11 protein-coding genes are annotated in these 12,502 nt (G+C 60.6%); 2 read left to right on the forward strand and 9 right to left on the reverse strand.

What is annotated here, in order from left to right:
* Positions 1 to 62: 62 nt before the first annotated feature.
* From XX99_RS25395 to XX99_RS25410, 4 genes are all read right to left on the reverse strand, one after another.
* On the reverse strand, positions 63 to 725 hold the full coding sequence (locus XX99_RS25395; protein ID WP_050062199.1) for an O-methyltransferase: 663 nt from the start codon (positions 723 to 725) through the stop codon (positions 63 to 65).
* A gap of 124 nt (positions 726 to 849) precedes the next feature.
* Entirely contained in the window at positions 850 to 2,100 is a 1,251-nt protein-coding gene (gene ispG / locus XX99_RS25400) for a flavodoxin-dependent (E)-4-hydroxy-3-methylbut-2-enyl-diphosphate synthase (protein ID WP_050062200.1), read from the reverse strand.
* A gap of 145 nt (positions 2,101 to 2,245) precedes the next feature.
* Positions 2,246 to 2,686, reverse strand: a complete 441-nt coding sequence (locus tag XX99_RS25405; protein ID WP_050062201.1) for a VOC family protein — start codon at positions 2,684 to 2,686, stop codon at positions 2,246 to 2,248.
* A gap of 26 nt (positions 2,687 to 2,712) precedes the next feature.
* Complete coding sequence (locus XX99_RS25410; RefSeq protein ID WP_050062202.1) at positions 2,713 to 5,160, reverse strand: ABC transporter permease; 2,448 nt, start codon at positions 5,158 to 5,160, stop codon at positions 2,713 to 2,715.
* A 408-nt stretch (positions 5,161 to 5,568) separates the two neighbouring features.
* Here XX99_RS25410 and XX99_RS25415 point away from each other — a divergent pair, with 408 nt between their 5' ends.
* A complete protein-coding gene (locus XX99_RS25415) occupies positions 5,569 to 6,300 on the forward strand; it encodes a hypothetical protein (protein ID WP_050062203.1) in 732 nt (243 codons plus the stop codon).
* A 131-nt stretch (positions 6,301 to 6,431) separates the two neighbouring features.
* Here XX99_RS25415 and XX99_RS25420 read toward each other — a convergent pair whose 3' ends face one another.
* The 5 genes from XX99_RS25420 to XX99_RS25440 form a co-directional block, all read right to left on the reverse strand.
* Positions 6,432 to 6,635 (reverse strand): cold-shock protein, encoded by a 204-nt coding sequence (locus XX99_RS25420; protein WP_050062204.1) that lies wholly within the window; start codon positions 6,633 to 6,635, stop codon positions 6,432 to 6,434.
* A 208-nt stretch (positions 6,636 to 6,843) separates the two neighbouring features.
* Entirely contained in the window at positions 6,844 to 7,221 is a 378-nt protein-coding gene (locus XX99_RS25425; protein WP_050062205.1) for a DoxX family membrane protein, read from the reverse strand.
* A 178-nt stretch (positions 7,222 to 7,399) separates the two neighbouring features.
* Positions 7,400 to 9,556 carry a phosphocholine-specific phospholipase C gene (locus tag XX99_RS25430; RefSeq protein WP_082125963.1) on the reverse strand — a complete coding sequence of 719 codons (2,157 nt, stop codon included), beginning with the start codon at positions 9,554 to 9,556 and terminating at the stop codon, positions 7,400 to 7,402.
* Positions 9,557 to 9,755: 199 nt separating this feature from the next.
* Positions 9,756 to 11,561, reverse strand: a complete 1,806-nt coding sequence (locus XX99_RS25435; RefSeq protein ID WP_050062206.1) for an AMP-dependent synthetase/ligase — start codon at positions 11,559 to 11,561, stop codon at positions 9,756 to 9,758.
* Between the two features lie 101 nt (positions 11,562 to 11,662).
* Positions 11,663 to 12,028 (reverse strand): VOC family protein, encoded by a 366-nt coding sequence (locus XX99_RS25440; protein WP_050062207.1) that lies wholly within the window; start codon positions 12,026 to 12,028, stop codon positions 11,663 to 11,665.
* Between the two features lie 77 nt (positions 12,029 to 12,105).
* On the opposite strand from XX99_RS25440, the gene XX99_RS25445 reads away from it, so the two are divergent.
* Positions 12,106 to 12,408, forward strand: coding sequence for a helix-turn-helix domain-containing protein (locus tag XX99_RS25445; protein WP_231581617.1), 303 nt, complete (start codon positions 12,106 to 12,108; stop codon positions 12,406 to 12,408).
* The last annotated feature ends 94 nt before the right edge of the window (positions 12,409 to 12,502 follow it).

Below are 12,502 nucleotides of genomic sequence, written 5' to 3' on the forward strand. Positions count from 1 at the left end.
TTTCCGTTAAGAAAAGCTGCACTTAGCGAATCTCCGAAAGGACACAGTAATAGGAAAATGTTCTAGGCGTTGACCACGGCCAATGTGAATCCGTCGTAGCCTTTGCTGCCGACGGTCTGGATCGTGGTTGCGCTCACGCGCGGTTCTTTGGCGAGCATTTCATTGAAGCGGCGTATTCCCTGGATGCTGGGGTCGGTGCTCTCCGCTTCGATCACGCGCCCGTCGCGGACGACATTGTCGACGACAATCACGCTGCCGGGGTGTGAGTGTTCGAGCGTCCAGGTAAAGTAGGCGGGGATATTCGCCTTGTCGGCATCGATGAAAACGAAGTCGAATGGACCCTCGGCGTCGATCTTCGGCAGCGTATCGAGGGCCTTGCCTACTCTGACATCGACAAGCTTCTCGAATCCTGCGCTGGCGATATTAGCTTTGGCCACGTCCGCATGCTTTGGGTCGGCTTCGAGCGTGATCAGGCGTCCATCCGCAGGCAGGGCACGAGCCAGCCAGATGGTGCTGTAGCCGCCGAGAGCGCCGAACTCGAGAATCTTTTTCGCGCCGTGGATGCGGGCGAGGAGAGAGAGAAATTTCCCCTGACTCGGCGAGACTGCGATGTCCGGCAGGCCCGACTGCTGGCTGCGTTCGCGGGCAGCGTCGAGAGCCGGATCAGCTCCGACTAGAAGAGCATTCGAGTATTCGTCTACAGCGGTCCAGAGTTCTTGAGTCATTTTTTTGCCGTTCTACTTTTTGAGGAGAGGTGGTTTTCTAAATCATTGATTTTGCGCAGCTTTCCCTTCAGCTTAAGGACGCATGTCATTGATTCTAATAGGTTTTCCAGAAGGCCCGTCGAACCTAGTGGACTTCCACCAGCTGCTCGGTCCGTTGTCCTGAGCCGTAGCGGTTCTGCACGTACTCATCGAGAATTTTCTGGAAATCCGCCACGATGGTGTCGCCCTTCAGGGTCGTCATCAGGCGTCCGTCGACGTAGACCGGGGCCTTGGGCTCCTCGAAAGTGCCGGGAAGCGAGATGCCGATGTTGGCGTGCTTGGACTCGCCGGGGCCGTTGACGATGCAGCCCATAACGGCGAGCTTCAGCTCTTCGACTCCGGGATATTGCTGGCGCCAGACGGGCATCGACTCGCGCAGGTAGTTCTGGATCTGCTGCGCCAGCTCCTGGAAATAGGTGCTCGTAGTCCGGCCGCATCCGGGGCAGGCGGTGACCTGCGGGGTGAAGCTGCGGATGCTGAGCGATTGCAGAATCTGCTGGCCGGTGAGGACTTCTTCCGTCCGGTCGCCGCCCGGCTTGGGCGTGAGCGAGACGCGGATGGTGTCGCCGATGCCTTTGAGCAGCAGCGGCGCGAGGCCGGCAGTCGAGGCGACGATGCCCTTCATTCCCATGCCGGCTTCGGTCAATCCAAGATGCAGCGGATAATCGCAGCGGACCGCCAGCATCTCGTAGACATCGAGCAGATCGCGAACGCCGCTGACCTTGCCGCTGATGATGATCTGATCGTGGCGCAGACCGTAGCGCTCGGCTGCCTCCGCGGAGTCGAGCGCAGAGCGGCACATGGCTTCCATCATGACGTCGCGGGCGTCGAGCGGCTCCGGCAGGCGGGAGTTCTCGTCCATCATGCGAGTGAGCAGGGCCTGGTCGAGCGAGCCCCAGTTGACTCCGATGCGAACGGGCTTCTGGTTCTCGACGGCAACCTCGATCATGGCGCGGAAGTTGTCGTCATTCTTGCGGCCTACCGAGACGTTGCCGGGGTTGATGCGGTATTTGGCCAGCCCGGTAGCGCAGGCGGGATACTTCTTGAGGAGCAGGTGTCCGTTGTAGTGGAAGTCACCGATGATGGGAACGTGGACGCCGAGTTTGTCGAGGCCTTCGACGATGAAGGGGACAGCCTGGGCCGCTTCGTCGTTGTTCACCGTAACGCGCACCAGCTCAGAGCCGGCGGCGGCCAGCGCGGCGACCTGCTGGATGGTGCCGGGAATGTCGGCGGTGTCGGTGTTGGTCATGGACTGGACAACCACCGGGGCCTCCGAGCCCACGCGCACGTTTCCAACCTTGACGGTGACGGTCTTCCTACGATGAATTTCCGGCATTCGAATCCTCTCCTCTAGTTTACAGGGGACTGGCCGTTCAGGGGACTGGCCGTTCAGGGGACTGCGCCGTGGTCGTAATAGCGATGGTGGAATCCCAGGTCTCAGAAGCGAGACCTGGGGCACCCGAATTCCTTGGGACTGTGCTTTATCCCTTATTTTGGTGGTTCCACTCCGAGAGTTTGGTTTCTTCGGGTGCGCCGGTTGGGCTTTCGAAGTGGAGTTTGTAGCCGTCGGGATCGCTGAGGTGGGTGTCCCAAAGGCCATTGCCTACTTCGGGCTCGGAGGCTTCGATGCCGCGGGATTGGAACTCGCGGTAAAGCGCGATGGCATCCTCGCATTGGAACCAGATGGAAACGCCCAGGCCGAGTTTGCTGCCCGGTGGCATTGAATCCAGTATCTTCTGGCCGCAGGTCTGCAGCATGATCGCTGCGCCGCCCAGCTGCAGCCAGCACCAGCGGATCTTTTCCTCGACGATCCACTGGTTGGTGCGGCTGAAGCCCAGACCGTCGACGTAGTAGCGGAGCGAACGGTCCATGTCGGTAATGCAGAAGAATGGGACGGCCTGCTTCACGTTGGCTTCGGACATCGGATGCTCCTCCTGAATTCGCCTTTCTACTGGTCGCGCAGAGTTTTCATGGGGTCGACCCGGCTTGCTTGAAGTGCTGGAGCGGCGCTGGCGAGGAATGCGATGGCGAGGAGCAGGATCGAGACGCCTATGTAGGTAATGGGATCGAAGACCTTTACCCCGTAGAGCTGGCTGGCTACGAAGCGGGTGAGCAGCGCCGATGCAGCAAGGCCGGCGACCAGGCCGATGCCGGCCAGCCTCAGTCCCTTCTTCAGAATGAGCGCCAGCACATCGCCGCGCTGCGCGCCGAGGGCCATGCGGAGACCCAGCTCGCTGGTGCGCTGGGCCACCATGTAAGCCAGCACGGCATAGAGCCCGACCGCAGAGAGCAGCAGCGCCATCACGGCAAAGGATGTGAGCAGCAACATCTGGAAGCGCGGCTGCGAGGAGGCATCGGAGAGCAGGTCGCCGAGCGCCGCGACATGATAAATGGGGATATTCCGATTGATGGAGTTGAGCTGGGCGCGGACGGCCGGAATGATCGCTACGGGATCGCCCGCGGTGCGAATCGCCAGCGACGGCGCGGTGATGCCGGACTGGGTCAGGGGCAGGTAGAACATGGGCGGAGCTTCCTTGGTGAGGCTGCGCAGCTTGATGTCGCCGACGACGGCGATGATTTCGCGCGGGCCTTTCTTATGGATACCGTCATCCAGACCGGGCGTGATGTGTTTACCGATGACATCTTCGCCGGGAAAGTATTTCCGCGCGAAGCCTTCGCTGACGATGACGACATACGGCGATGTTCCGCTGTCCGTGGCCGTGAAATCCCGGCCGCGCAGGATGGGAATGCGCAGCGTGTTAAAGAAATTCGGAGTGGCAATGGTCAGGCGCGCGACGGGCTCATCGCCAGTTGCCGTGGGATGCCCCTCGGCCGTGAAGGACACGCCGATCTGGCTATCGGAAAACGGCAGCGGCCAGCCTGCAGCGACCGAGGTTACTCCGGGCAGCGTGGCCAGCTTGGGCAGGAACTGATCGTAGAGCTGGACGACCTTGGTCGCGTACTCCTTGGTATCGGGATAATTTACGGACGCAGTCAGGACATTGCGGCGATCGAAGCCGGGATCGACCGAGAGCACATGCACAAAGCTGCGTATGAAGAGGCCGGAGCCGACCAGCAACAGAAGTCCAAGCGCTGTTTCGACGATGACCAGCGTGTTGTGCAGGCTATGCTGGCCGCGTCCGCTGGTGACGCTGCGCGTGCCGTCGCGCAGAACCAGCGCGGGATCGAGCTTGGACATGCTCCACGCCGGGAAGACACCGAAGATCAGGCCGGTGAGGACGGAAGCAAGAACAGCGAATCCGAGGACGGTGGTGTCGACGGAGATGGTGTCCAGCCGCGGCAGGTTATGCGGCAGGAAGCGCAACGTGGCCTTGAGAAAGAGCGTAGAGAAAGCCAGGCCGAGCGCTCCGCCCAGAAACGACAGCAGCAGCGATTCGACCAGGATCTGGCGAAGGATTTCGTTGCGGCTCGCGCCCAGGGCGGCGCGCAGAGCGATCTCGCCACGGCGCCTGGAGGAACGGGCCAGCAGTAATCCGGCGACATTGGCGCAGGCGATGAGCAGCAGCAGCGCTACTGCAGCAAAGAGGATATGCAGCGCCGGCCGCGTATCGCCCACCAGGCTTTCCAGCATCGGCTGAACATGCGTCGAGGTGTAGCGCTTGTTGGTGTCGGGATACTGCGCGGCCAGGTTGCGATCGATCAGGCTCATCTCCGCGCGTGCCTGCTCTACCGTCACGCCGGGCTTGAGGCGGCCGACAATGGTGAGCATATTTTCGCCGCGGCTCTGCGTGGCGCCGGGTTCACCGCTGCCGTCGAGGGCATCCGTGGCCAGCGTGGCCCAAAGCTGCGGCGCCGGATTCTGGATGGGAAAAGCGAAGCCTTGGGGCATAACTCCGGCGACGGTATAGCCGCGACCGTCGAGGGTGATGGTCTGCCCGGCGATGTCGCGCCTGGAGCCGAAGGCCGATTGCCAGAGCTGATAGCTCAGCATCACGACATGCTGGCCGGCCTTCTCGTCGCCGGGGATGAAGTCGCGGCCAAGCATGGGATGGATGCTCAGAACGCGGAAGAACTCCGACGAAACCGTGATGCCCTGAAGATTTTGCGCGTCCCCAACATTCGACAGCGTGTACTGCTGGTCGCGATAGGAGGCCATGGCGCTGAAGGAATGATTCTGCGTGCGCCAGTCGAAGAAGTCGGGATAGCTGACGCTGGTGGGATTGGCTCCGGCGGTATTGTCTTCGTGGAGCATCGCCGTCAGGCGGTCCGATTGAGGAAACGGCAGCGGACGCAGCAGAACGGAGTTCACCAGGCTGAAGATGCCGGTGGTGGCTCCGATGCCGAGGGCCAGGGTCAGGATCGTGGTGAAGGCGAAACCGGGATTTTTGCGCAGCTGGCGCAGGGTGAAGCGGATGTCTTGCAGAAGGGTAGGCATGGGCAGCTCCGGTGATGTAGGAGCATGCCGGTCGCCAAGCGACTTCTGCGGCTAAATCATTGAGGGATTGGAGCCGGGATGACGGTGGGATGCTTGGGTTCTGTCCGGATTTGAAATGGCATGTCCGGTGGGAGACAGGGTTCGCCCAGAATCAGTCGCGCTTCCCGACCCGAGCAAATGCTCTGAGATCCCGGGGCGAGGAAACAAGCTGCGCGCGAAGACGGTCTGAGCGCTTAGAAGGCTGCGCCCCGCGGACTCATTTGCCGCGTCTTCTTAATTCCCATTTCGGTAACTTTCGAGGTTATCTCTCTGTAAATTCCTGGGCTATCTACTAGAAGAAACAACGGCTTTTGCCGATAACCCGGCCGAGGATCTGCCGTTCCTCTTAACACCCCACTTAGGAGACGTATGATGAGCACATTCGGCATTAACCTCGGGTCTTCGGCGTCGGCGCTGTCCGACCTTCAAGCCCAGACTCCAACCCAATCTCCAGTAGCAAAAGGGTTAAACCAGCTGCTGAAGGATATCGAAACGGGTAACACCAGCGCGGCGCAAAGCGATCTATCCAGCCTTAACCAGCTGCTGAGCGCAAACCAGTCGAGCAACAGTCAAAATCCGCTCAACACCCTCCTCCAGAAGCTGGGAAAAGATTTGGACGCGAATGACATCTCGGCCGCCCAATCCGACGTTGCCAACTTCCTGAGCTCCCAGTCGAGCACCGCAGCCGGGTCGAGTACATCCGCCACACTAACCCCGGCTACCAACGCCAGCGGAAGCAGCAGCGCCAGCAGCACCGGCGCCAGCCAGTTTCAGCAGGATTTGCTTAGCCTGTTCCAGGATGTGCAGTCGGGCAATCTTTCTGGGGCGCAGGCTGCTTACAGCAGCTTGACCAGCCTGATCTCGGCTAACAGCAACACTCCGGGCAGCACACCGGCTTCGGATTCCACCGACGCTTCAACATCCACCAACTCTGCCAATACAACCAACTCTTCCACACAGACCAGTCCCCTTCAGAAGCTGCTTTCCGAGCTCGGCAACTCGCTCTCTTCCGGCGATATCAGTGGGGCTCAGCAAAGCTTGCAGAGCTTCCTGCAGTCCCTCGGTCAGACCTCCGGGATTTTCCTGCAGACCAATGCTTAACGGGTTGGATCCTTCTTGATTTTGGCCTTGTCAGCAAGGCTAAACAAAGGCAAAAAGACAAACGGGAGGCCGTAGGGCGCTCCCGTTTTGTTCTTGCTCGAGTCTAAAGACTTAGCTGCTGTGCCGGAAAACTATACAGGCTGTACGTTCTCTGCCTGCAGGCCCTTGGGTCCGCGCACGACGTTGAACTGCACGCGCTGCGCTTCCTGAAGGCTGCGGAAGCCGTTGGCGTTGATCGCCGAGAAGTGGACGAAGATGTCCTCGTTGTTGCTATCGCGGGTGATAAAACCGAAGCCCTTGGCGTCGTTGAACCACTTGACAATACCCTGTTCCATGATGAGGTGTTCCTTTGGTGTTGAAATGCGCTTGAAGATATCGAGGAAGGTGTAGCGGCAAGCAGTGCTAAGAGCATTACGTGCGGTGTTAGACCCACTCGGGTACGAGCGTGGCTTTAGTATACCCCAGTTCTTCGCCTAGACAATAAGAAATGGTGGAGGCGGTCCGGATTGAAATATTCGGCCCAGCGGCTTCCCATTTCGGGACTTACCTCGCAAAAATGCCGGCAAAGTTTCCCCGGTAGCGGGCGAAAATGACAAACCACAGGATCACCGCGACGACGCCCGCCTGAAAGCCGACGGGAAGCAGAAACAGGTGAAAGAACAGGATATTCACCAGGACCGGTCCCAGCAGCACCAGCCCTAGTGGAACAAAGAAGCCGGAGAGCAGCAGCGCGCCCCCGGCGATCTCAACTGCGGAGACCGCCAGCAGGTAGTGGGACTCCGCCATGGCTCCGGCGAATTGGCCGGCCAGCCCGGGCGGCAGCATGTTCGAACCGGGGATGAAGTGCAGGAATCCGTTCAGCCCGAAGACCACAAAGAGAAGACCCAGCAGGATACGCGCGATCAGCGCGGCAATCTTCATTGCCCGCTCCTTTCTGGAAGACGAACCTTTGTATCACCGGACCGCTCCATAGGGCAGCGTTTTTTGACAGCAGCTGGGATACAAACGCCGCTGCGCCCACGCCCCAGGTATTTCGACCGAGGCGTGTGCGCATTTTCACTCAGGATTCGGAGAGAAAAGGACTCGCGAAAGCTGACCTTCAGGCTTCCTGAAAGACAGCTGGGTCGCTGGTGCTGGGGCGTCCGGTTTCGACGTGGCCGGCGTAGCGGCGCAGGAAGGCCGGAGCTTCGGCCGACGTCACCGATAGATCGAACCAGCCGGAGCTGGCGGCGAGCTGCCAGTGATCCTCGAGCATGCCGCCGGCAGGGATGCTGAAGCTGCGCGGCGCGGCGTCCGGCGCATAGGCGTTCGCGACCCTCAGCGTGCAGGCGGAAGGACCGGCGTTGTTCAGCAATAGACGCACATCGCCCGACCGGGAATCATACTTCAGCTCGACTTCTGCATGTGCAGACTCGGCGTGGTTTCCGCGGAACTGGCTGTGATAGCCGTTTGGGCCGTAGAGCGAAATATCGTACTTGCCTTCGGCGAGCGTCCAGTAATCGGAGAGCTTATCGCCCGCGGAGATGGTGTAGCGCCGCGGCGGAGTGAGCGGCTCGCTTCCGTTGAAGGCATAGAACGCCATGCCCGCTCTCCCGGAGTTCACGAAATCGATCCACACCTTACCGCCCGTGCTTTCGACGCCGCCCGCGCTCTCGACGCGGCTGTGCGTGGAGATTTCATACGGAAGCGGCCGCGCCGGGCGGGTTCCGGGCTCCTGCCTGGGCATACTCTGGTTCACCGGCACGGAGTATGGCTGGTGATCTGACGCCAACGGCTTAGGCGCAAGGAACTTGACGGGCTCAGTGCTGGGACGGCTGGCGAAATCGAAGGCCGAGGTTAAGTTTCCGCAGATCGAGCGCCGCCATTTGCTGATGTTGGGCTCGGGGATGTCGAAGCGCGCCTCGAGAAACTGCAGGACCGAGGTGTGATCGAAGACTTCGGAGCAGACCCAGCCGCCGCGCGTCCACGGCGAAGCGATGATCATGGGCAGGCGCGGCCCGAGGCCGATGGGCTGCATGCCGCCGGGATCGGCGCCGGGGATCAGCGGCTTCTTGATCTCATGATATTTGTCGAGGTCGAGGAATTCATCGTTGAGCGAATCGGCCAGATCGGACGAGACCAGTCCCACGGCATTCTGCGCCTGCCCTTGAAGAACGTTCGGCGGCATGGGCGGCAGGACGTGGTCGAAGAGTCCATCGTTCTCGTCGTAGTTGAGGATGAAGACGGTCTTGCTCCAGATCTCCGGATTCGACGTCAGTGCGTCGAGCACGAGATTGATGTAATAGGCGCCATCGGTGGGCGAGGCTTCGGGATGCTCGCTGTACTTGTAGGGCGCGACGATCCAGTTCACCTGCGCGAGGCGGTTGTTCGTCACGTCATCGCGGAATTCATGCAGTGTCCGATTTGTAACTCCCTTGGTTACAAGTGGGCCGGTGGGCGATGCGCCCTCCTGCACCTGATATTGCGAGAAGAACTCGAGCGAGTTGTCGGTGTAGTTGTCGGTCGGCGTGTCTGGCTCGCCGCTGCCGCCCTGATAGAGCTTCCAGCTTACGCCGTGCGCTTCGAGGCGTTCGGGGTAGGTCGTCCAGGTGTAGCCGTTGGTGTGATGGCGCTCGTCGAGGCCGGGACCGTTGGGCTTCTTGCCGTAGGCGTTGCGGGCGTCGATGGTTCCCGACCAGAGATAAATGCGGTTAGGCGCGGTGTTGGCGTGGATGGAGCAGTGATAGGCATCGCAGACGGTGAAGGCATCGGCCAGCGCGTAGTGGAAACTCACGTCCTGGCGCTGCAGGTAGCCCATGGTGATGACGTCCTGCTTCTGATTCACCCACTGATTGTGGTGGCCGTGGTTCCAGGCGAGATGGCCGCTGCTCCAGCCATGATCGGTGCCGGCCTGAAATTCCGTTGTACGCTGGGGGTTGATGTAGAAGGGCAGCACATGGGTCGCGTCATCGGAGAGGCCGCGAGATTGGTAGTGCTTGGTCTTCGTCTCGACGGCGGGTTGATACCAGAGGGGCTTGCCGTCGGGCAGGCGCGCGGGACGAGGATCGTTGAAGCCGCGCACGCCGTGCATCGATCCGAAATAGTGATCGAAGGATCGGTTCTCCTGCATGAGGATGACGACGTACTCGACATCCTTGATGGTGCCGGTCACCCGATGCGCGGGGATGGCAAGCGCCTTGCGGATGCTCATCGGCATCATGGAAGCGCTGGCCGCGGTCGCGGCCATGCGGAGAAAATCGCGGCGGGTATTGGTCAAGGGAGGCTTCACTCCAGATGATTTGAGACGAGAATCTCTTCGATCAAGATAAAGCTGCGGCAATGAAAGGAGCGTGAAGGAGCGGCTGTTCCTCGACTGTTCCTTGATGGGTTCAATTTTTACCCGCGCCTTGTGGACGCGGTAAGAATCGCTGAGATTCCTCGCTTCGCTCGGAATGACGCCCGCTGTCTATGCGGAGCTAGCCGTGCGAAGTGGCTTCGTCGGCGTAGAAGGCTTCGATTTCCTTCTTGTATTTCTCGAGGACGACGCGGCGCTTCAGCTTCAGGCTGGGGGTCAGCTCTCCCGTCGCGAGCGACCATTCGTCGGGGACGAGGGTGAATCGTTTGATGGTCTCGAAGTTGGCGAGGCCGCTGTTCACTTCATTCACGATTGCCTGGTACTCCGCAATGACGCGCGGGTCGGCCACCAGCTCGGGGCGCGTCGGCGCGGCAATTCCCTTCTCCTTTGCCCATCCTTCGAGCGCGGCGAAGTTCGGAGCGATCAACGCCGCGGCGAACTTGTGGCGATCGCCTACCAGAGCGGCCTCGGCGACCAGCAGATGGGATTTCAGCTTGTTCTCGATGGGCTGCGGGGCGATGAGCTTACCGCCCGAAGTCTTGAGCAGCTCCTTCTTGCGGTCGGTGATGTAGAGAAAACCGTCGGCGTCGATGTGGCCGATGTCGCCGGTGCGAAACCATCCCGGAAATTCGAAGCTCTCGGGGGCCTGCGGCGGCTGCTTCCAATATCCGTTGAAGACATTCGGGCCCTTCACCAGCAGCTCGCCGTCCTCGGCAATGCGGCAGGTGACCTGCGGCAGCGGCTTGCCCACCGAGCCCATGCGGTAGTTGACGGGATTGTTGACGGCGAGCACGGGTGAGGTCTCGGTGAGGCCGTAGCCTTCGAGGACGCGAATGCCGACGCTCGAATACCACAGAGCGGTGTCCATACCCAGCGGCGCTCCGCCGGCGATGAAGTAACGGACGTGCCCACCGAAGGCCTCGCGAACCTTTTTGTAGACCAGCCGGTCGGCCAGCCTCCATGACGTCGCAGCAGGCCGCTCTTCCCGCAGGATAGCTTCACGATGTTTGGCTCCTGTTTCGAGAGCCCACTTGACCAGGCGGCGTTTGATCGGCGAGAGCGCGGCGCGGCGCTCCACTTCCTGGCGAACTTTCTCGTAGACGCGCGGCACGGCAACCAGGATCGTAGGCCTGATTGCGGCCATAGCTGCGGGCAGCTGATCGAAGGCCGCGCAGTAGGCTACGGTGGCCTGCTTGGCGTAGATGGCGTAATCGAGATGGCGCGCGGTGATGTGCGACAGCGGCAAAAAGGAGATGCAGGAGTCGCCGGCGGCAATCTCGAAGCCGAGCAGCGACTCGTTGACGTTGCAGGCTATGTTGCCGTGGGTGAGGACAACACCCTTGGGCTCTCCGGTGGTTCCCGATGTATAGATGAGCGTTGCGGCATCCGACGGAGATATGTCGTAGGCACGGCGGTCGAAGGTGCTATCGTGCTCGGACGATCCACCGGCTCCCCCGATGAGCCCGGCTCCGGGAACGAGCGAAGAGAAGCGCACCGCGCCGGGAGCCTCCTCATCGTCCATGATGACGATTTTTTCGAGCGCGGTCTGCGCCCGCACCGACGCCACCTTTTCATACTGCGCACGATTGGAGACAAAGGCCACGCGCGAGCCGGAGTCGGCGAGCAGGATCGCTATCTGCTCGGCGGTGAGCGTGGGATAAATCGGTACGTCGATGGCTCCGATGGCCAGGGCTGCAAAATCGGCGACGGCCCACTCCCAGCGATTCTCCGAGAGGATGGCGATGCGGTCGCCCTTGGCGATTCCCCACTCCACAAGAGCAGCCGCCAGCATCCGCGTCCGCTGATAGACCTGCGCGCTGGAAATAGGCTGCCAGGCTCCGGCGCCATCCTTGGTGAGAATGGCGCGCTCGCGATCGCCGGAAGCGATGGTAAAGAAGATGTCGTTGAGCGTTCGGAAATTGAGCACAGCCGCTTTACTTTAACGGAGATTGGGGGATCTTCACAAGTGAACCGGCGCTCTCCGCGCGCTCTTCCTGTCCGCTCGCCGCCCATCTTCGGGCTGCGTTTTTATCGGCTGGAAAACACGAACTCGTTGCCGTCGGGGTCCTTGAATTTCGCCATCGTGCCCCAAACCTCTTTTTTCGGCTCGGCTACCAATTCCACGCCCCTGGACTGTAGCAGCTTGGCGGTGGCGAAGACGTCGTCACACCAGAAAGTGAGCGGTTGAAAGCCTCCGATGCGGCTCTCATGTCCTTCCGGGGTGAAGAGCGCAAGGCTGGTATCCGCACCGGGGATCAGCAATTCGATCCAGCGCTGTTTTCCGTTGAAAGGCTGGTCGGTGGCGACTTTGAACCCTACTTTTTCCGTGTAAAAACGGAGCGATTCATCCTGATTGCGTACCGGGATGCTGACGATTTTGATGCCACGAATCATGGCGGCCTCCAGACTGGGATGCCTGCACCATAACCGCTCCAGATTGGGGTTGCAATCAGGCAAGCACTGCTATATCAATGGCCGGTATAGATATGCCGCTTGTCGATGACTACGTGACGGACGTATTGATGCGGGACCTAGTCGGTCACGACCGGAGGCCGGTCAGCTTCCTCGTCTATTTATGGCTGTTCGCCGAGCAGCAGCGGCGGAATGGACCGGTCGCCATCAGCTACCAGTACCTGGCGGAATCCATCGGCGTTTCCAAAAGCTCGGCGCAGAGCGCGGTGGGCTGGCTGCTTCGGCGGAAGCTGTTGGCGGTGAAGAAGTCGAGTGCTACCGCGACGCCCGTCTACTCCGTGCAAAAGACCTGGAAGAGATAAGTCTGGACCAGGTATGTGGACCAGGTAATTGATAGCCCATACGAATCCGGCGTTTTCCGGAGCATCCTTCGCCATCATTTCGCGGGCAAATTCG

It is taken from the genome of Silvibacterium bohemicum (assembly GCF_001006305.1).
GTDB lineage: Bacteria > Acidobacteriota > Terriglobia > Terriglobales > Acidobacteriaceae > Silvibacterium > Silvibacterium bohemicum.